General features: G+C 70.6%; 19 protein-coding genes. 9 read left to right on the forward strand and 10 right to left on the reverse strand.

The window, feature by feature from the left end; translation table 11 throughout:
• Window positions 1-27 precede the first annotated feature (27 nt).
• The 3 genes from Pla163_RS03250 to Pla163_RS03260 form a co-directional block, all read right to left on the reverse strand.
• The gene (locus Pla163_RS03250; RefSeq protein ID WP_145183492.1) at window positions 28-969 is read right to left on the reverse strand and encodes a sugar phosphate isomerase/epimerase family protein; all 942 of its coding nucleotides are present in this window, start codon (window positions 967-969) and stop codon (window positions 28-30) included.
• Between the two features lie 23 nt (window positions 970-992).
• Window positions 993-2,354 (reverse strand): Gfo/Idh/MocA family protein, encoded by a 1,362-nt coding sequence (locus tag Pla163_RS03255; protein WP_145183495.1) that lies wholly within the window; start codon window positions 2,352-2,354, stop codon window positions 993-995.
• Window positions 2,355-2,452: 98 nt separating this feature from the next.
• On the reverse strand, window positions 2,453-3,358 hold the full coding sequence (locus Pla163_RS03260) for a formylglycine-generating enzyme family protein (RefSeq protein ID WP_145183498.1): 906 nt from the start codon (window positions 3,356-3,358) through the stop codon (window positions 2,453-2,455).
• A gap of 79 nt (window positions 3,359-3,437) precedes the next feature.
• Between Pla163_RS03260 and Pla163_RS03265 the strand changes: the two genes are divergently transcribed.
• The 3 genes from Pla163_RS03265 to Pla163_RS03275 are packed head-to-tail and all read left to right on the forward strand — an operon-like array spanning window position 3,438 to window position 6,232.
• Window positions 3,438-4,934: a 3-keto-disaccharide hydrolase gene (locus Pla163_RS03265; RefSeq protein ID WP_419186270.1), complete on the forward strand. Its 1,497-nt coding sequence runs from the start codon at window positions 3,438-3,440 to the stop codon at window positions 4,932-4,934.
• 4 nt (window positions 4,935-4,938) lie between these two features.
• Window positions 4,939-5,832: a DNA-formamidopyrimidine glycosylase gene (gene mutM / locus Pla163_RS03270; RefSeq protein ID WP_145183504.1), complete on the forward strand. Its 894-nt coding sequence runs from the start codon at window positions 4,939-4,941 to the stop codon at window positions 5,830-5,832.
• 16 nt (window positions 5,833-5,848) lie between these two features.
• Window positions 5,849-6,232 (forward strand): HIT family protein, encoded by a 384-nt coding sequence (locus tag Pla163_RS03275; RefSeq protein WP_145183508.1) that lies wholly within the window; start codon window positions 5,849-5,851, stop codon window positions 6,230-6,232.
• Between the two features lie 90 nt (window positions 6,233-6,322).
• On the opposite strand, the gene Pla163_RS03280 is transcribed toward Pla163_RS03275, so the two are convergent.
• From Pla163_RS03280 to Pla163_RS03300, 5 genes are all read right to left on the reverse strand, one after another.
• Window positions 6,323-6,802: a hypothetical protein gene (locus Pla163_RS03280; protein ID WP_145183512.1), complete on the reverse strand. Its 480-nt coding sequence runs from the start codon at window positions 6,800-6,802 to the stop codon at window positions 6,323-6,325.
• Window positions 6,803-6,938: 136 nt separating this feature from the next.
• Window positions 6,939-7,397 (reverse strand): FKBP-type peptidyl-prolyl cis-trans isomerase, encoded by a 459-nt coding sequence (locus Pla163_RS03285; RefSeq protein ID WP_145183515.1) that lies wholly within the window; start codon window positions 7,395-7,397, stop codon window positions 6,939-6,941.
• 57 nt (window positions 7,398-7,454) lie between these two features.
• On the reverse strand, window positions 7,455-9,374 hold the full coding sequence (speA, locus tag Pla163_RS03290; RefSeq protein ID WP_145183518.1) for a biosynthetic arginine decarboxylase: 1,920 nt from the start codon (window positions 9,372-9,374) through the stop codon (window positions 7,455-7,457).
• Window positions 9,375-9,444: 70 nt separating this feature from the next.
• The gene (locus Pla163_RS03295) at window positions 9,445-10,443 is read right to left on the reverse strand and encodes a tRNA dihydrouridine synthase (protein ID WP_145183520.1); all 999 of its coding nucleotides are present in this window, start codon (window positions 10,441-10,443) and stop codon (window positions 9,445-9,447) included.
• 8 nt (window positions 10,444-10,451) lie between these two features.
• Window positions 10,452-11,792, reverse strand: a complete 1,341-nt coding sequence (locus Pla163_RS03300) for a sensor histidine kinase (RefSeq protein ID WP_145183523.1) — start codon at window positions 11,790-11,792, stop codon at window positions 10,452-10,454.
• A 67-nt stretch (window positions 11,793-11,859) separates the two neighbouring features.
• Here Pla163_RS03300 and Pla163_RS03305 point away from each other — a divergent pair, with 67 nt between their 5' ends.
• From Pla163_RS03305 to Pla163_RS03320, 5 genes are all read left to right on the forward strand, one after another.
• Window positions 11,860-12,927, forward strand: coding sequence for a threonine ammonia-lyase (locus Pla163_RS03305; RefSeq protein ID WP_145183527.1), 1,068 nt, complete (start codon window positions 11,860-11,862; stop codon window positions 12,925-12,927).
• Window positions 12,924-14,828 carry a hypothetical protein gene (locus tag Pla163_RS18665; protein WP_419186271.1) on the forward strand — a complete coding sequence of 635 codons (1,905 nt, stop codon included), beginning with the start codon at window positions 12,924-12,926 and terminating at the stop codon, window positions 14,826-14,828. The genes Pla163_RS03305 and Pla163_RS18665 overlap by 4 nt, the downstream gene beginning before the upstream one ends.
• Before the next feature lie 14 nt (window positions 14,829-14,842).
• Window positions 14,843-15,601, forward strand: a complete 759-nt coding sequence (locus Pla163_RS03310) for a TrmH family RNA methyltransferase (RefSeq protein ID WP_419186272.1) — start codon at window positions 14,843-14,845, stop codon at window positions 15,599-15,601.
• Between the two features lie 83 nt (window positions 15,602-15,684).
• Window positions 15,685-16,194: a DUF4339 domain-containing protein gene (locus tag Pla163_RS03315; RefSeq protein ID WP_145183533.1), complete on the forward strand. Its 510-nt coding sequence runs from the start codon at window positions 15,685-15,687 to the stop codon at window positions 16,192-16,194.
• A gap of 22 nt (window positions 16,195-16,216) precedes the next feature.
• Window positions 16,217-17,110 carry a hypothetical protein gene (locus Pla163_RS03320; RefSeq protein ID WP_145183536.1) on the forward strand — a complete coding sequence of 298 codons (894 nt, stop codon included), beginning with the start codon at window positions 16,217-16,219 and terminating at the stop codon, window positions 17,108-17,110.
• 10 nt (window positions 17,111-17,120) lie between these two features.
• Here Pla163_RS03320 and Pla163_RS03325 read toward each other — a convergent pair whose 3' ends face one another.
• Together Pla163_RS03325 and Pla163_RS03330 are read right to left on the reverse strand one after the other, a co-directional pair.
• Window positions 17,121-17,837, reverse strand: coding sequence for a DUF7847 domain-containing protein (locus tag Pla163_RS03325; protein ID WP_145183540.1), 717 nt, complete (start codon window positions 17,835-17,837; stop codon window positions 17,121-17,123).
• A gap of 207 nt (window positions 17,838-18,044) precedes the next feature.
• Window positions 18,045-18,842, reverse strand: coding sequence for an MBL fold metallo-hydrolase (locus tag Pla163_RS03330; protein ID WP_145183543.1), 798 nt, complete (start codon window positions 18,840-18,842; stop codon window positions 18,045-18,047).
• Between the two features lie 78 nt (window positions 18,843-18,920).
• Between Pla163_RS03330 and Pla163_RS03335 the strand changes: the two genes are divergently transcribed.
• Window positions 18,921-19,529, forward strand: coding sequence for a cob(I)yrinic acid a,c-diamide adenosyltransferase (locus Pla163_RS03335; protein WP_145183545.1), 609 nt, complete (start codon window positions 18,921-18,923; stop codon window positions 19,527-19,529).
• The last annotated feature ends 2 nt before the right edge of the window (window positions 19,530-19,531 follow it).

The following is a 19,531-nucleotide window of genomic DNA, read 5'->3' on the forward strand; positions in this document are numbered from 1 at the left end:
GCCGCCCAGGCCCGCCCCCGCCGCCGCTCAGGCCTGAACAGCGGCGGTCATGCGCTCGAAGATCTCCGCCAGTCGGTCGCGGCCGCCGCCACCGACCTCGGCGCTCGCCCAACCCGTGTAGCCGACGCGATCGATCGCGGCCATCACGCGTTCCCAACCGGCGTCGCCCTCGCCGATCTTCACGCCGAAGCCCTTCCAACGGCCTTCGTTGTCGCAGCGCTTGCGGCTGTAGTCCTTGATGTCGAGTTTGGCGATGCGCGGGCCGAGCGCTTCGATCCAGTGCTCGGGCCAGCCGAACAGCACGAGGTTGCCGACGTCGAGGTACCAACCGACGCGCGTGCTCTCGAACTCGTCCACGTAGCGCGCGGCCTCGAGCGGACTCAGCAGGAAGTTGTTCCACACGTTCTCGAAGGCGATCGTCACCTCGAGCTCCTCCGCCAGCGGCAGTACCCGACGGATCTCCTCCTGACTGCGCGTGTACGCGTCCCGGTACGAGATGCCCTGGTTGACGACCGCGGGCACGAGCAGCACGGTCGAAGCACCCACGCGGTGCGCGTCGCGCAGCGCCGTTTCGAGGCCGGCCCGTCCGCGCGCACGTACCTCGGGATCCGGATCGCCGAGCGTGTCGTACCAGTGCACGGAGTCGACGACGCCGGGGACCTGGAGGCCGGTCGCGTCCATCGCTTCGAGCACCTCGGACAGGTCGAGGTCCGACGGACTGTCGAGCTCGACGCCCTCGAATCCGATGTCCGCGAGCAGCTGGAACTTCTCGAGGATCGTGCCGCCTTCGCTGACCATGCCGATCTTGAGCGAGCGCGAGATCGCACGCGGCTCACCGGGAGCGCGTTCGACCGGCGGGCGCAGGTCGTGGACGGGCTTCGGATCGCTCGTGCGCTCGGCGGCGCAGCTCGCGCTCGCGGCGGTCAGGCTGGCGGCGATGGAGTGGCGCAGGAAGTGGCGTCGGTGCATGGCGGTCGGATGGCTCGAGCGGATCAGGAGAGCGTGTACGTCCCGGCGCGGGGGGCCGGCAGCGACGGGATGTCGCCCATGACGAACTCGGGCGGAGCGAGCGAGTGCTGCGATTCGAGGATCTGCGCCGGCTCGACGCGCTTGCCCGAGTAGGCGGCCTCACGCGTCATCAGTGCGAGCAGCGTGCTCGTGCACATCCACTCGCCGTCGTTGATCGGGCGCCCTTCGCGGATCGAGTGGAACAGCTCGTCGTGCTCCTGCTGGTACATGTCGTTGCCCGGACCGTCGTACAGCCACTCGCCTGTGGCCGTCACGATCTGGTGCTTGGGCGTCCAGTTCTCGATCACGCCGTGTCCGCGCGTGCCCCACACGTAGTCGCGGTTCTCGCCGTGCGAGCTCGGCCACTGGCGCGACGTGTGGAAGGCCTTGACGCCGTCGCCGTAGTCGAAGGTGGCGCTGAAGTGGTCGTAGATGTCGCCGATGTCCGCGCCGCTGCGCGTCTGGCAGCCGCCGACCGCGTCGACCCACTTGGGCAGACGATCGCCCATGGCCCAGGCCTGCTTGTCGAGGCTGTGGCAGGCCTGTTCGACCACGTGGTCGCCGGACAACCAGTTGTGGTAGTGCCACGTGCGCAGCTGGTACTCCATCTCGCTCCACTGCGGATCGCGGGCGGCGCGACCGATCGGACCGGTGAGGTAGTTCGTGTACACGGCGTGCACGTCGCCGAGGCGGCCGTCCGCGAGTTCGGCGAAGAACGCGCGGTGGCGGTAGTTGTAGCGCCAGCAGAAACCGCTCACGAGCGCGGTGCCAGCGGCCTTGGCGCGAGCGGCGGCGTCCATGACCAGGCGCAGTCCGGGTCCGTCGACGGCCATGGGCTTCTCGCAGAAGACGTGCTTCCCGGCGCCGACGGCGTGGTCGAGGTGGATGGGGCGGAAGCCCGGCGGCGTGGCGAGCAGCACCACGTCGACACCCGACGCGACCACCTGGCGGTACGCGTCGAAGCCGCCGAACACGCGCTCGGGAGCGACGTCGATGCGCTCCGTCGCGCCCTCGCCGTGGCGTTCGGTCATCGCCGTCCGCAGGTTCGCGACGCAGTTCTCGGCGCGCTCTTCGAAGACGTCACCGACCGCGTGCAGAACGACCGAACCGTCCTCGGCCGACAGCGCCTGGGCCGCCGCGCCGGTGCCGCGTCCGCCGCAGCCGATCAGGCCGATGCGCAGCACCTGGTCCTGGCGCGTGCGCGGCGCGGCGTAGAACGGATCGCGGTCGGTCGCGTTCCCTCCGGGCGTCGCGCACGCGCCCAGGAAGGGCAGCGTTGCGGCGGATCCGGCGACGAGCGAGCGGCGGGAGATGGTGCGAGCGGAGGGGTGGTTCGGTTCGGTCATGGCGCTGGGTTCCGGCGGTGGAACCACAGCCTGACCGCTCGACCGAATTGCAACAAGCGCTTGCACAGGTGCGGCCCGTGCGGCGCCCCGGGGTCCCTCTACTCGACGTCCATGACGACGCGCATCCCCGGCCAGGCGGCGTCGGCCAGCCACCACACGCTCTGGGGGATCTGCGGGTCGCTCATGTTCCAGCTGCTGTCGCGGGTCTCGCGCTCGGTCACCGCCAGGAGCTCGGCCGGATCGAAGAACGAGCCCCCGCACAGCCGGTGGCGGTCCCACTTGTGCGTGCCCGGCTCGATCGCGCGCGTCCACTCGGCCACGTTCCCGTGCATGTCGAAGAGGCCCCAGGCGTTCGGCGCCTTCTCGCCCACCGGGTGGGTCGTGCTGTTCGAATTGGCGTCGTACCAGGCCACCTGGTCGAGGTCCGCGGCCGTGACGCCAAGGCTGTAGCTGCCGTTCGAACCGGCGCGCGCGGCCCATTCCCACTCGGTCTCGGTCGGCAGGCGGAACTTCCGACCCGTCCTCAGGCTCAGCCAGTCGCAGAAGGACTCGGCGCCGAGCGCGCTGATCGAGATCACGGGGCGCGTGCCCATGCCGAAGCCGCGGTCGGTCGCGATGTAGGGCTTCGTCGGACGCGCCAGGCCGTCGATCTTCGTGCCGTCCTTGCTCGGCGGAGGGCCCTCGGTCTCGGCCACCATCGCCATGTACTGGTCCCAGGTGACCTCGAGGGTGGCGATGGCGAAGGGCGCGACCTCGGTGCCGCCGAGCACGCCACCGGGGACCTCGACCATGGCGAAGGCCACGTCGCTTCCGGGTACGCTCACCGTCGTGGGCGCCGAGGGGCGGCCGTCGACCCGCAGCGCCGGGCCCGAGGCCACCACCGGGGCGTCCGTGGACGTGTCGTTCGAGTCGCTCGCGCGGCACGCGGTCAGCGCGAGCGCGCAGGCCAGCACGGCACCGATCGAGATGGACTGCGAGAACGAGCGGAACGAGGAGTCAGTCATGCGAGTGGATCGAACGGACGGAAGTACGGACGGAAGTGCGGGTCGCGGAGCGAGTGGAGGCCTTCGGACTCGGCGCGCCGTGACGGGCTGGGCGGCCTTCGCCGTCGCGGCGGGGCTCCTGGCAGCGGCCGCGGATGGTAGCAGCGCCGAGCCCTTCGAGCAGACGTCCGACGAACGCACCGTGCTCTTCGACGGCGAGTCGCTCGAGGGGTGGACGACGCGCGGCGGACGCTACGACGGCGCGGCGCTCTGGACGGTCGAGGACGGGACGCTGACCGGCCGCGTGGGCGAGAACGGCGCCGGTGGCCTGATCTACACGACGCGCTCGTACACCTGCTTCGACCTTTCGCTCGAGTGCCGGATGGACCATCCGTACGACTCGGGCGTGTTCGTGCGGATGCTGCCGCCGGACTCCGGTCTCAAGGGCCTGCAGGCGACGCTCGACCACCGACCCGGCGGCGAGATCGCGGCGATCTACGCGGACGGCTTCCTGTTCCACAACACCGAGGCCGAGCAGTACTTCGCGAAGGACGAGTGGAACAGCGTGCGCGTGCGCGTGACCGGTTTCGATCCGCGCGTGCAGGTCTGGATCAACGGGCGGCCGGTGACGGACTACCGCCTGCCCGCCGGGACGCCGGGCTTCGCTTCGCGCGGACTCGTCGGCCTGCAGGTGCACGGAGCCGACGCCGAGGCGGCGAGTCGCAAGGTCCAGTTCCGCGACATCTCGATCGTCGAGCTCGACGTGTTCGAGGACGTCGAGTTCGACGGCGCCGACCAGAAGAAGAACGCCGGCGCCCTGCACCGCGCGCTCGGTGGAGCCACCGGCGGAGCGTCGCAGGCTCGGCGGGGAGCGGTGTCCGAACCCGCGACGTCCGAGTTCACGGCCGACGACGTCGAAGCGTTGACCGAGGTGGCGCGCGACGCAGGCTGGCGCGACCTGCTCGCGGCCGGACTCGACGGTTGGAAGGCCATCGGCACAGAAGGTGGCTACGAGATCGCCGGTGGAGTGCTGTCGATCCCCGCCGACGGTTCCGGGCACCTGGTCACCGTCGACGACTTCACCGACTTCCGCCTGCGCCTCGACTTCAAGATCGCGGAGATGGCCAACTCGGGGCTGTTCCTGCGCGGCGCGCGCGCGGGCGGCGATCCGGCCTACTCGGGCTGCGAGATCCAGATCCTCGACGACTTCAACTGGGAGGAGCGCACGAACTCGAAGCTCGCGCCCTACCAGTTCACCGGCGGGCTGTACGCGGCCGTCGCCCCTGGCCCGGACAAGGAGTACCGACCGCCGGGCGAATGGAACCGCTACGAAGTGCTGGTGCGCGGCTCGCGGATGGCGGCGGCGTTGAACGGACGGCTCCTGTTCGATGTCGACACGCTCGGGCTCGACGCGAAGCCGCCCTTCGCGGAGCGCGCGGCGACCGGCTTCATCGGTCTGCAGCGCTACGGCGCGGACAGCGTCGACGGCGCCGTCTCGGCCGAGGTGCGCAACATGTTCGTGCAGCCGCTGGCGCCGCTCGCCGCGAACGACGCGGGCTCGCAGGAGACGGGTTCCAAGGACGGGGGCGAGCGCTAGCACCGTGCCGGAGCTGCCCGAGGTCGAGACCGTCGTGCGCCAGATCGCGCCCGGCGTCGAGAAGCGCACGATCCGCGGCCTCGACCTCTACTGGGCGCGGACGCTGTCGGGCGGTACGCGGGCACGGGTCGAGCGCGCGATCGTCGGTGCGCGTATCGCCCGCAGCTACCGGCGCGCGAAGTGGATCGTGTTCGAGCTCGCCGCCGGACGCGGTGCGCTGCTCGTGCACCTGCGCATGACCGGCCGCCTGTTCGTCCGCGCGACGAAGGAGCCCGCCAGCGACTACGTGCGTCTGTCGCTGGCGCTGTCCGGCGGGAAGCGCCTCGACTTCGAGGACGTGCGCAAGTTCGGTCGGGTGCACTGGTGCGCCGATCCGAACGAGGTGTTCGAGTCGCTGGGGCCGGAGCCGCTCGCCGACGACTTCACGGCCGAGGACCTGCACATGGCGCTGACGTCGCGCCGCCGGATGCTGAAGCCGCTGTTGCTCGACCAGACCGTCGTCGCGGGCCTCGGCAACATCTACGTGGACGAGACGCTCTTCGCCAGCGGATTGCATCCACTGACCGCGTCGGACCGACTCGGGCGCGCCGACACCGAGCGCATCCACACGAACATGCGGCGCATCCTGGCGCGCGCGATCGAGTGCCAGGGGTCGTCGTTCGACGTCTTCTACCGCACGCCGGAAGGCCAACCGGGGCGCTTCCAGGACGAGTTCCTCGCCTACGGCCGCGACGGCCGCCCCTGCCGGAACTGCGGCACCGAACTGATCAAGCTGACCGTGGCGCAACGGGGCACGCACGTCTGTCCGGTCTGCCAGCCGAAGCCGCGGCGGCGGCGCGTCGCGAAGAAGAAGCGCACCGCGCGCCGTACGGACACCACCTCCACCTCACGTCCCTGACTCCGAACGATCCACGATGGCGACCATCTTCGACAAGATCCTCTCCGGCGAGATCCCGTGCCACCGCGTCTGGGAGGACGACGAGCACCTCGCGTTCCTCGACATCCAACCGCGCGTTCCCGGGCACACGCTCGTCATCCCGAAACGGCCGACGGACTACCTGTTCGACCTCGACGACGCATCGACGGCCAAGCTGTGGATCGCTACCAAGAAGGTCGCGACGCTGCTGAAGGAACGCCTCGACTGTGGGCGCGTGTGCGTCAGCGTCGTGGGCTGGGAGGTGCGGCACGTGCACGTGCACCTGTTCCCGACCAACTCGATCGCCGATGTCGGCCTCGGTCCGATCGACCAGGCCGCCGTCGCTGGACTGACCGAAATGGGCCGGCGGCTCGCCCCCTGAAACGGACGCTGCCCTCCCCGCCGACCGATGAACGGCCAGCGGGGACGGCAGTGGGAGTGCCCGAGCGCGTGCCCGGACGATCGCGTCGACTCAGCTACGGGCCGCGGCGCGCTCGCGCCACAGGGCGTCGAACTGCTCGACCTCGGGCCAGGTCTGGGCGCAGATGGCCATGTAGATCGTGACGTCGTCCGCGTCGTGCGCACCGTCGAGCGTGGCGACGATCTTGGGCAGGTCGTCGGCCTTCGGCAGCTCGTCGCTGTCGATCATCCCGTCGTCGTGCTCGATCCCGGCGGCGTCGAGGAACTCGGTGATGAGGTCCTTGTCCTTGCGGAAGAGGTAGCCGCCGAGCAGCTCGTAGGCGAGCTCGGCGTTCTTCTTGCGCATGATGATCGAACGCCCGGTCTTCGCGCGCTTCGCGAGCGGCAGCTTGCGGATCGCCTGGGGACGGAACTTCAGCGCGGCCGCGACCTCCGAGTCCAGGGGGCCGAAGCCGTCCTGGCTGAGGAACTCGTAGATGGCGTGGAAGCGCTCGTCGTCGAGCGTGGTGAGGTAGTCGAGAGTGGCAGCCATGATTCCTTCGTGTGGTCGGTCGAGCTCGAGAAGCCTAGCGCTCGTGGTGGGGGGAGCGGCGCGCGGGGTGCCGTCGTAGCAGCGTGCGGCGCGCCAGCGGTCCCAGGACGGTGCCCGGGAACCGCGTGCGGCGGGCTCAGTCGCGGATCTCGACCACGTGGATCTCGAAGACCACGTCCAGGCCGGCGAAGGGGTGGTTCAGGTCGACGACCACGCCGTCCTCGTTGATCTCGCGCACGACGACCTCGACCTCTTCGGGCTCGTCGCTGTCGTCGCCCTCTTCCGGGGCGAGCAGGATCGGAACGACGTCGCCCGGCTCGAGGTCCTCGATCTCACCGGCTTCGGCGAACGCGTCGCGCGGGATCGAGACGATCGCGTTGGGGTCGGCCGCACCGAACGGCTCGGAGGCCTCGACGCGCACGTCGTCGCCGACCGCGCGGCCGATCAGGGCTTCTTCGACCACGTCCGGCAGCTCGCCGATCCCGAGTTCGACCACTTCGAGCTCGTCGCCCTCGGTGGTCTCGAGCACCGTTCCCTCGGCGTCGAGGAGGCGGTAGCGGATGGCGAGGGTGGAGTCGTTCTTGACCGTGCTCATGTCTTGTGTCGAGGGGCGTCCGGCGATCGGACGCGGGGAGGCAGGGAGGGGGCGGGGTCAGTCCCGCGAGAGATAGGTGTATCCGTTGAGGCCTTCTTCGTAGCGCTTGAGGATCAGGGCCGACTCCTCGAACGAGAGTCGGTCCTCCTCGAGCGCCTGCTCCAGGCGGCGGCGCAGCTGCGCCAGCATCTCGCCCGGGAAGTACTCCACGTAGGAGAGCACTTCGCGCACGCGATCGCCCTCCACGACGTGGGTGATCTTCGGCTTGCCGTTCGTTCCGATGTCGACGTGCACCACGTTCGTGTCGCCGAACAGGTTGTGCATGTCGCCCAGGATCTCCTGGTACGCGCCGACGAGGAACATGCCGACCAGGTACGGCTCGTCGTTGTCGATCTGGTGCAGCTCGAGCACGCGCTTGATGTCGCGCAGGTCGATGAACTTGTCGATCTTGCCGTCGGAGTCGCAGGTGATGTCGGCCAGGACCGCGCGGCGGCTCGGCTGCTCGGTGTGCCGGTGGATCGGCACGATCGGGAACAGCTGGTCGATGGCCCACGAGTCGGGCATCGACTGGAACAGCGAGAAGTTCAGGAAGTACGTGTCCGCCATGTCGCGCTCGAGGTGCTCGAGGTCGTCGGGCACGTAGTCGAGCGTGCGCGTGATGCGCAGGATCTTCTCGCAGGTCCGCCAGAAGAACTCCTCGACGCGGGCGCGTTCGGCGAGGTTGAGCTGGCCGACCTGGAACAGCGTCATGCCTTCGTCGCGGTACTGTGCGGCGTCGTGGTAGCTCTCGAGAAAGTTCTTGGAACTGACGGCTTCGCAGACTTCAGCGATGTTCTTGACGGTCTCGGGTTCGTCGTTCTCGGCCGTCTTCGGGATGCCGGGGGTGCTGAAGTCGCTGACGCCCAGGACGTCGGCCAACAGCAACGCGTGGTGCGCCGTCAGCGCGCGCCCGGACTCGGACACGATGATCGGCGCGGGGATCCCGGCTTCGGTGCAGGCCTCGTGGATCGAGTACACGACGTCGTCGGCGTACTCCTGCAGCGAGTAGTTCATCGACGAGTCGAAACTGGTGCTCGAACCGTCGTAGTCGACGCCGAGTCCACCGCCGACGTCGCAGTAGCGCAGGCCGGCGCCCATCTCGACCAGATCGACGAACGTCCGCGTCACCTCGCGCATCGCGTTCTTCACCGAACGGATCGACGTGATCTGGCTGCCCATGTGGAAGTGCAGCAGCGCGAGACAGTCGAGCATGTCCGCGTCGCGCAGCGTCTCGACCACGCGCACGATCTGACGCGTCGTGAGGCCGAACTTCGAGCGATCGCCCGACGAGGTCTTCCAGCGACCCGAACCCGTCATCGAGAGCTTGGTGCGCACGCCGATGACCGGCTTCACGCCCAGTTCCGCCGCCGCCTTCAACGTCGTCGCGAGCTCGCTGAACTTCTCGATGACGATGACGGTCTCGATGCCCATCTTCGTCGCGAGCAGCGCCGTCTCGATGTAGCCGCGGTCCTTGTAGCCGTTGCAGATGATGAGCGAGCCCTGGGGCGGAAGGACCGCCAGGCCGGCGAGGAGTTCGGGCTTGCTGCCGACCTCGAGGCCCATGTCGTGCTCGATGCCCTCGGACAGCATCGCCTCGACCACGTGGCGCTGCTGGTTGACCTTGATCGGGAAGACCGAGCGGTAGCTCCCCTCGAACTCGTACTGAGCGATCGCGTTCGAGAAGGCCTTGTTCAGCTCGCGCACGCGGCTGCGCAGGATGCCGTCGAAGCGCAGCAGGAGGGGCATCTCGATGCCGCGCCGCCGCAGCTCGGTGACGAGGGCGTAGACGTCGATGCGCGCGCCGTCCTCGGTCGGCGCCAGGCCGTCGCCGTCCGGGTGGACCACGAGATTGCCGTTGTCACCGATCCGGAAGTAGCCGCCGCCCCACAACGGGACGTTGTAGAGAGTCTCGCTGTCGGCGGGGGTCCAGTTGCTCATCGGTGGGGCTGGGAGGGAGGGGGTCGCGGAACGAAAGGCGCGGGATGGTAGCGAGCCACGGGGAGGCTCGCTATGGCGCGACGGTCGTCCGTGCTCCGCACTCGCGCACGGCGTCCATCAGGGCCGTCGGATCGGCGATTCGCAGGATCTGGCGCCGCTCGCTCGAAGGGTCCTCCATGGTCCCCGCGACCAGCGCGCCAGCCGTCCAGTGGCGGAGCAGCTGCTTCACACGTCCGGCCGATTGACCGGCGCTGCAGCCCGCGGCGCGCATGCGATCGAAGTATTCGAGCAGGAAGCCGGCGGCCTCCCCGCGATCCGCGCGGTGCCCCGAGAAGATCCACGGATCGGCCAGGGCGCCGCGTCCGATCATGGCGAAGGCCGAACCGGTCTCGGCGCGCACACGTGCGAGATCGGCGTGGGCGTCGACGCCGCCGTTGCCGCAGACCGGGATGGATACGGCGTCGACGGCGCGACGCAATCGCTCCCAGTCGGCGGTGTCGGCGTAGCCCTCGCGCCGCGTCCGGCAGTGGACGGTCAAGAGCGCCGCGCCACCGGCCTCGACCGCGCGCGCCAGGGTCTCGAGGTCGCGGTCGTCCTCGCCACCGGCGCGGATCTTCGCGCTGACGGGGCGGCCGTCGGCGGCGCGCACGGCGGACGTGACCAGCGCCTCGACGCGCGGCGGGTCGTCGAGCAACGCCGCACCCGCGCACCCGCGCAACGTGCCCTTCGCCGGACATCCGAAGTTGAGGTCGACGATCGGCGCGCCCGCCTCGAACGCGCCTGCGACGGAGCCTTCGAGCGGTTCGAGTCGGTTGGCCATCAACTGCAGGCCGACCGGCACGTGCGGGCGCCGCGCACCCAGCGCCTCGGCCAACTTCTCGACCGGCAGCGCGTGCCCGACGACGCGCACGAACTCGGTGAACGTGCCGCCCAGGTCGCGCGGGGCGTGCAGCGCGCTGACGAGGTCGCGGAAGACCGGATCGGTCACGCCCTCCATCGGCGCCAGGAGGTTCGGACCCGTGAACGGCAGGGGCGGGTGGTACGCGGCCGGAGCGTCGGCGGAGTCCACGGGCGCGCTCAACGCCACTCCTCGAGCGGGATCCGCAGCGAGAAGCGCGTGCCCGCGCCGGGGCGGCTCTCGAGCACGACCTGCCCGCCGTGCAGCGCGGCCGCGTGCTTGACGATCGCCAGTCCGAGGCCCGTTCCGCCGACGGCGCGGCTGCGGGCGGAGTCGACGCGGTAGAAGCGCTCGAAGATCCGTTGCTGGTGCTCGAGCGGGATGCCCGGTCCGTCGTCGGAGACGTCGATCGTCAGCGTGCGTTCGACCACACGCGCCTCGACCGCCACCGTGCCGCCCTCGGGCGTGTACTTGATCGCGTTGTCGAGCAGGTTCTTGATGGCCTGCTCGAGCAACGCGGCGTCGACCGACAGTCGCGACGGGAGCGCTTCGTGGTCCAGTCGCAAGGTCTGATGCTTGTCGTCGGACAGCTCGCGGAACGACGTGCAGATCGACTCGAGCTTGGCGCGCAGGTCGATCGCTTCGTGCTGGACGTCGCCGGCGTTCTCGAGGCGCGAGAGACGCACCAGGTCGTCGAGGATGTTCGTCAGACGGTGGCTGTTCGTGAGGATCCGGTCGAGGCAGCGCTTCGCGACTTCGGAGAACCCGTCCGTCTCGTCGGTCATCGTCTCGCCGAACCCGACGATCGCGGCCAGCGGCGAACGCATCTCGTGCGTGACGTTCGCGACGAAGTCCGTGCGCACGCGCTCGAGGTGCTGGAGGTCCGAGATGTCGACGAGGACCAGGACCACGCGCCACTGGTTCGCGCCGAGTTCGCGTTCCGGCAGGAGCGACGCCGCGACGCGCAGTGAACGCCGGCCCGACTCCGCGTGCACCTCGACCCGTTGGGGATCGAGCACGACTCCGGCGCGCGCGCGTTCGACCACCTGCAACAGGTCCAGGTTGCGCGTGAGGTGCGTGAGCCGGCGACCGAGCGGGTCCGACGTCGAGCCGAGCATCCGCCGCGCCGCGTCGTTGAGCAGCAGGATGCGCTCGTCCTTGTCGAGCAGCACGAGGCCGTTCGACGTGGCGTGCAGGATGTCGACCAGGTCGTCACGCTCGACCAGCAGGGCGTCGCGCGACTCGTTCGCCCGTTCGTTGGCACGGTCGAGGATGATCGCCATCTCGCCCGGGGTGGGCTCGCGCTCCTCGCCGGTGATCGAGGCCGCCGCGAGCCGCTGGCGCAGCGGCCGCAGCTCGCGTGACAGCAGGTAGCTCAGGAGGAAGGCGACGACGAGGCTGGCGGTCAGTCCGATCCAGAGCGTGATCTGACCCAGGAGGACGGCGCTCGCGGCGCCCAGGAAGACCGTCCACGCCACGCGGCGGCGCAGGGGGTCGGTGCGTTCGGTCGAATCGCTCATCTCGGGTCGCCGGGGGCGGACCGCCACAGCCTACGATCGGGCCCCGCACGGACCCGCGCTCGCTCACATGAATCACACCCAGTTGGCCGATCGCCTCACCCCCGACGAGTTGGGCGCTCTCACCCCGTCGGCGCTCGCCGCGGCCCGCGAGCGCATCGCACCCTGGATCGAGCGCACGCCGCTCGTGGCGTTCCCCTCGGGAGACGAGCGCGTCGAGCTGCGGCTGAAGCTGGAGACGCGCCAGGTGACGGGGGCGTTCAAGGCCCGCGGGGCCGCCAACCACGCGCTGCTGTTCGACCCGGCGTCGGGCGCGCCGGGCCTCGTCGCGTGCAGTTCGGGCAACCACGCCAAGGCCCTGGCCTGGGCCGGCGCGCGGCGCGGGATCGCCGTGCGCGTGTACATGCCCCGGAACTCGTACGCGTCGAAGATCGAGGCCTGTCGCGAGCTCGGCGCCGAGGTGGTGCTGACGCCGACGCGCGAGGACGCGGACGCGGCGATGCGTGCGGCGGTGCAGGACGAGGGCTGGGTCGCCGCGCCGCCCTACGACTCGGTCGTGACGGTGGCGGGGCAGGCGAGCCTGGCATCCGAGGTGCTCGAGGAGTGGCCCGAGGTGGACCTGTTCGTGGCGCCGGTGGGGGGTGGGGGGATGCTGTCGGGCATCGCGCTCGCCTTCGCCGAGGCGTCGCGACTGGACGGGCGGCCGAGGCGCGTGCTGGGCGTCGAACCCGCGGGCGCCGCCGGCATGTGCGCGGCGCTCGCGGCCGGTGGACCGCGCGCGCTCGACGCCGTGACGTCCGTCGTGCAGGGGCTCACGCCGCCGATCGCCGGCCGCGTGACCCACGCGATCGTCAGCGCCTTGGTCGAGCGCGTCGACACGATCGACGACGAACAGGTGCTGCGCGCCCAGGCGCGGCTCGTGCGCGAGTTGGGCGAGGACGTCGAAGCGGCGGGGGCCGCGGCGCCCGCGCGGGTGTTCGCCGGACTGCCCGAAGAGTGGCTCGCGGGTCGCACCGCTGAGAACCCGCTGCGCGTGGCCACGATCCTGTGCGGCGGGAACGCGGACGCGGCGCAGCTCTTGGCCTTGCGCAGCGGCGACGACGCGTGGCTGTTGCCGGACGGGAGCGTGCCGAAGTGAGCGTTGTGCACATCGGTGCCCACAGCGCGCGAGCGCCCTTCGCCCTGCTCGCCGCCTGCCTGGCGTTCCTGGTCGGCTGCGGCGACGACGCGCCGCCGAAGTCGGACGCGCCTGCGGTGCTCGTGGTGTTCGTGGACGGGGTGGCCGGGGCCGTGGACGCGCAGCTGTGGGCCGAGGAGTTGGGGCCGGGCGCGTCGACCGGTTCGATGATCGGCGTGTCCACGTCGCTGACGGCGAGCTTCGTGAGTGCACTGACGGGGCTGGAGCCGCCGGAACACGGGACGTTCAGCGCCACCGAGTACCGCGCCGTGGTGACCGCGCGCGCTCCGTTCGAGAACGAGCAGCCGTGGCACGGAGGTCCCGGGCCCCTGGTCGTCAGCTACGGCGCGACCACGGTGCGCGAGTTGAGCGGCGGACCAGACGTGCTGTACGGCGCTCCGACGGCGCTCGTCGGTTCCCGCGACCTCGGACATGTGTTCGACGCACTCGCCGCCGAGGCGGTCGACGTCCAAGACCGGATGGGCGTCTCCTCGGAGACGCTCGCAGAGGCCCGAACGCTCGAGACCATCGCGGTCCGCAGGCCCCGCCCCGGTGCGCCGTGGCCGCAGGGGCTCGCCGACGAGTTGGAGCGCTCCGTGCGACCGTTGCTCGAGGCGGACGGCCGACCGATCCCGGAGACGCTCGACGGGTGGTACGAACGCGTGGTGTTCGCGCACTACGAGGCAGCGCTCGAGAGAGCGTTCCATCGCGCCTGGTCGCGCGCGTTGGCCCGGGAAGTCTCCGAGCGCGCCGAGTCGTTGGACGCCGTGCACACGGACTGGACCGTCATCGTCGCCGGTCTGCGCACGGACGCGATGGCGAGAGGGGTCGTGGACCTGAGCGAACGCCTGCCGTACTGCGCACTGAGCTCGGCACGTGCGCCCGCTGCACCGACCGAACTGCGCGATCTGGCCTACGTGGTGGCGGCGGCCTTGGGCGTGGAGGCGCGCGCTCCCGAGCGAAGCCCGTCCGACGGCCTGTGGCGCGGGAGCGAACTCGTGGGCACGCGCGACCGCTGGTCGATGGTCGAGCGCGAGACCGAGGGCGGCGGGACGATCGGACTGCTCGACCCGCCCGCGTCGGGGCTCGTGCTCGAACTCGCGACCGACGCCGAGCCCGTGGACGTGCTGCTCGTGGCGCACGTGGACGACGTGCTCATCGCTGCGGACCTGGGAGCGACCGTGCGACGGCCCGAGCGCCAGGGGAAGCGCTTCGAACTGCACCTCGAACCCGGCGAGCGCATCGTCGTGCACACGCGCCGCCGCGCGCCCGACCTGCTGATGGAGTTCGTGCGCGACGGGGCGGCTGCGGATCCCGCGACGCTGTTCGTCGGTGCCTATCCGCTCGGGCGGACCCAGATCCCGCGCGTCCTCGACGCCGGTGGGCCGAAGCTGGACGAGACCGAGCTCGCGACGCGCGTGCGCGTGACGACAGGGCCTGCCGGCCTGGTTCGACTCGAAGGACGCGGCGATCGCGAGCGCGCCAACCTGTACAGGTGGCCGCCGCTCGAGCGACCGCTACAGGACGAGGAATGCACCCGGACCGGCTTCGAGGTGCGCCTGCCCGGGCCTGGCCGCATCGCGGTCTGTGTGAGTCGGGAGGGCCTGCCCGAGGCGTTGGCGGACGAGTGGGACGGACTCGACGCTTGGTACGAGGCCCACGAGTTGGCGCTCGACGGACACGTGCCCGCGGGCGACGCGCTGCGCCTGATCTGGCCGGCCATGTACATGAGGAGTCTCGAGTCACCGCCCCCGGTTCCAGCAGGTGCCCTGCGTCTGTCGGCCCTGGGCCCGTTCCTGTCGGATGCGCCCTCCGACCCCGATCTCCGCGCTTTCCTCTCGACCCTCGGGGACCACGAGTAGCAGGATCTCCCGCGATGAAACGCGTCGTCCTCGTCCGCACCGCCGGGCCCCGCAACGTGGGCTCGGTCCTGCGCGCCGCCGCCAACTTCGGTCCGGCCGAGGTCTGGCTCGTGGCGCCCCAGCGGCCGTCGCTGCTGATCCACCCGGAGTTCGAGCAGATGTCGCACGGGGTGGAGGATGCGGCGAAGCGCGTGCAGGTGGTCGACACGCTGCAAGAGGCCCTGGCCGACCGCACCCACGCGATCGGCTTCACCGCGCGCCACCACCACCACCGCGTGATCGAGCCGTTCGACCGCGCCGCCGACGGTATCGCCGAGCGCAGCGCCGACCCGGACCAGCGCCTGGCCCTCGTCTTCGGCAGCGAGGAGTCCGGCCTGGCGGGGGACGAGACCGAGCAGTGCCACGAGCTGTGCTACCTGGCCACCAGCGAGGAGCACGGGTCGCTCAACCTCTCGATGGCGGTCACCGTGGTGCTGTTCGGGCTCTTCCGGCCGGGGCAGCTCGCGTCCAAGACCTCACGCATCGCCCACCTGACCGGCGCCGAGCGCCACTACCTGGTCGAGAACGTGGCCGCGACCCTGTCCGACGCCGCTCTGTCCGACGCCGCCGCCCGCGACATCCTGGCCTCCGTGCGCCGCGTCCTCGGCCGCGCGCCGATCGAGTCGCGCGACGCCCGCGCCTGGCACCAGATCATGCGCGCGTTGGGCAGCCACAGGACCCCCGCCGACGTGGGGGCGGCGCCCGACTCGGACCGGGAAGCGCCCGGCGACTGAAAGCGCGATCCCGACTCTCCCAATACAGTCGGGTCTCGTCCTGCGGGGCTCCGCCCGTCCCCGAACCAGCGCCCCCCACAACGATGGAATTCGCCGGCTCCTCGCTCCTCTTCGCCATCCTCTGCGCCGTCTTCGCCTCGTCGAAGGGACGCAGCGCGCTCGGTTGGTTCTTCGTCGGTCTGTTCCTCAGCTTCGTCGGCCTGATCATCCTGGCGGTGCTTCCCGACCTGAAGGAGGACGAGAAGCGGCAGCAGGCGCTGAAGAACCGTCAGAGCCACCTCAAGGAGCAGGTGCGCCAGGAACGCCAGCGCCGCGAGGCCTTCGAGGGGCACACGCTGGCGCGCCTCGACGCCCACGACCGGCACGCCGGGATCGACACCCGCGCCGGCGCGCCGCCGCCCCTGCCCGCGGCGCACGTGCAGATCGAGGAGGCGCGCTGGTACTTCGAGCAGGGCGGCGAGAGTCGCGGCCCGATCACCGAGAGCGAGCTGCGGGACAAGTTCGAGGACGGCGAGCTCGGACGTGGCACCCTGGTGTGGTGCGAGGGCATGGAGGACTGGGCGCCGGCCCGCAGTGTGGCCGGCTTGGCATGAGCGCGTTCACGGGTGACGACCTTTGAGCGCGCGCGCTCGTGAACGGTCCGGTGCTCCGATCCAGGGCGTCGAGGGCCACTGCGTCGTCGAGGGCATCCTCGAGGGGCCGATGCCGCCGATCCCCGGCTTCGCGGAGTTCCTCGACGAGTGGAAGCGCGGGCTCGCGCAGGCCGGCATCGCGCTCGTGGTGACCGTCGACGGCGGTCGCTTCGATGTCCACGCGCCCGAGCTCGAGATCGAGGTTCCCGACGTGGGGCGCGACCCGGTCGACACGCTGGCCGAGGCGCTCGGGGTCCTGATCGCGCGCGTTCCCGACGGCGATCGCGCGCGACTGCACTCGACCCTGCGCGCGACCGTGTTCGGGCGCGGGACCCAGCGCCGCACGCTGTTCGCCCTGCGCAGTCCCGGCGTGCTCGAAGTGGTCGAGGACCGCACGGTCGCCGTGACCGCACCGGCGCCCCGCCCCGACCTGTCGCGCGCCGCGCGGCACTGGGCCTTCTGGGTCACGCTCGTCCTGGCGTCGGCCCTCTTCCTCACCTTCGGTCCGACGCTCTCGCCGCTCGGGTGGGGCGAACTGCGCACGCTCGATCCCGCAGCGATCGAATTGACGAGCGCGCCGGGCGGCGTCGAGATCGTCCGCCTCGACCGCGAGGTCGGCGCGCACGGAACCTGGTACGCCGTGCTCGAGCGCCGGACGGCCGCGCCGCAGGTGGCGCCGCCGCTCGACGACGCCGGAGCCTGGCTCGAATGGCTCGGCGCCGCTCGCGGCCGCGCGCACCTCGAGTGGCGCGACGACACCGGGAACGTGTTGCGCGTCGATCCGATCGACGTGTCCGGCCTGGGCGTGGGGCAGGAGCTGATGCTCCACGTCCCCACGCCGCCGAAGGACGCGGCGCGCCTGCGCTTCGGCTGGTAGGCCGCTCCGGTCAGGCCGACTCGGTTCCGCGTCCGACCATCTGGCGGTAGGCGGAGATCATCATCAGGTAGGAGAGCGGCACGGTGAAGAGCATGCCGACGCCGAGCAGGATGACGCCGGACATGGCGACGAGCGCCGAGAGGATCGTGAGTCCGATCACTCGCAGCCACAGTCCGCTGGTACTGCTCCACGCGGCTTGCAGCGCACCGACGGCGTTGCGATCGCCTTCGACGGCGAAGTACGGCGCGAAGTACAGGCGGACCATGACCACGGAGTAGGCGAGCGAGATCGCGAATCCGATGAGGGAGAGGCTCACGTCGTCGCCGCCCTGAAGGTCCGCGTAGATCGAGACGATGCTGCCGGGGAGGCTGATCAGGAACAGCAGGATGCCCAGGAGGAGCATGCGTCCGAGCGCCTTGCCGTACTCCCTGAAGCCCGAGAACAGCGTGTTGAAGTCGCCGCGTCCGTCGTAGATCTGGAAGCCGAGCCTGATCGCGCCCCAGCTGAGAACGGGCAGGATCAGGAAGTAGCCGATGATCGTGATGGCCGAGAGGAAGCTCAGCAGGATGAACACGATCATCGAGCCGATCAGCAGGAGCGCGTTCGACGTGGCGACCTCCCAGGCCTCGCTCAGGCTGGTGCGGATCGAGAACCGGCCACTTCCACTCATGGGGGCCTGGGTCTCGAGGGTTTGGGCCTGGGGAGCTTCGTAGGGGTTGCTGTTCATGGCGAGCGAGCTGTCCTGTCGGGTGGATCGGGTTGGATGGGGCCGGGAACGGAGCGGCGTACGGGCGCCCAGCCTAGGTTCTGCCCTTGGTCGGAGCGAGCCGCGACCTGTCGGAGCCGGTTCGTGTGGGCGGGTGCCCGATCGCTCGCGGGCCCCGGGCCGGTCGCCGCGCGGTGCAACGTCCCGAGCGCCGCGACGACCCGCGCCTCAGTCGGAGAGCAGCGCCGTCGTGCGTGCGCGCAGGGACGCGGGCAGGCGTTCGTCGAGCAGGCGCTCGATCTGGTCGCGTGAGTAGCGCGCGCTGAAATGGGTCAACAGGATCGCTTCGTTCTCGAACCAGTCCGCGCGCTCGACGATCTGGTCGAGGTGCACGTGGCCGCGCTTGCCGGCTTCCTCGGCGTTCGCGCGCTCGTCGAGGAACGTGCACTCGAGGATCAAGAGGCGCGCGCGTCGCACCGCCGGATGTCCGTCGAGTCCCTGGATGCGCGTGTCGCCGCAGAACGCCACTTCGGGTGTCTCGTCCGTGCGGTCGAGCTGGGTGCCTTCGCGCGCGAGCCGCACCAGCTCGGGCTGCGGCAGGTCCCGGAAGCGTTCGTCGAGTCGCGTCGTGCGCTTCCACAGGACGTAGCCCTGGGCCGGAACCGTGTGCGGCACCTCGAACGCCTCGAGATGGACGTCCTTGCGATGTTCGTAGCGTTCGCCCGGCGCGAGCGGCAGGAGGTGGTGCGCGAGCTCCGAACGGTCGAGGAGGCGCCAGGCCGCGAACAGCTGCTGGAGCGGCGCGACGGCCGACGGCGGCACCACGTACGTCGGCGGCCCCATGCCCATCAGCGCCCGGGTGGCGCAGTGGTAGGCGATCCCGCCCAGATGGTCCATGTGCGCGTGGGTGAACAGGATCGTCTCGCGCCGCAGGAGCTCCCGCGGCGAGCGTCCCACGTCGAAACAGACCTTCCAGTCCGGAAGGTCGATCGCGGTCTCGAGGCCCCCGATCGAACGCGCGTCCACACGTATTCCTGCGAGTTCGAGCACTCCCGGAGGATAGCGGTCCTCCAGTCCCCGGCGCGATGCGATACTGCTCGCGTCATGGGAGTTCGACTCAATCGCATCTACACCCGCAGCGGCGACGACGGCGAGACAGGTCTCGGCGACGGTCGGCGCGTCAAGAAGCACAGCCTGCGCGTCGCGGCCTACGGGACGATCGACGAGGCCTCGTCGGCCCTCGGGCTGGCGCGTGCCCACGACGAGGAGAACCGCTTCGGCGACCTCGTGATCGAGCTGCAGAACGACCTGTTCGACCTGGGCTCGGACCTGTGCGTGCCCGGTGAGATGGGGGAGAAGCTGCGCGTGCCCGCCGACTACGTCACGCGGCTCGAGCGCCACATCGATCGCATCAACGCGGACCTCGAGCCGCTCGAGTCGTTCGTGCTGCCGGGCGGTGACAAGCTCGCGGCCTGGCTGCACCTGGGCCGCACGGTCGCGCGCCGCGCCGAGCGCCTGGTGACGGAGCTCTCCGCGGATCCGGACGAAGCGGATCCCGTGAACCCGAACGTGATCACGTACCTCAACCGCCTCAGCGACCTCCTGTTCGTCATGGCGCGCGCCGCCAACGACGGTGGGCGCGCGGACGTTCTGTGGGTTCCCGGCGGCAACGCGCAGAAGGACGCGTCGACCGATTCGGACACCGAGGCCTGAGC

It is taken from the genome of Rohdeia mirabilis (assembly GCA_007750655.1).
In the GTDB taxonomy this organism is placed as follows: Bacteria; Planctomycetota; UBA1135; order UBA1135.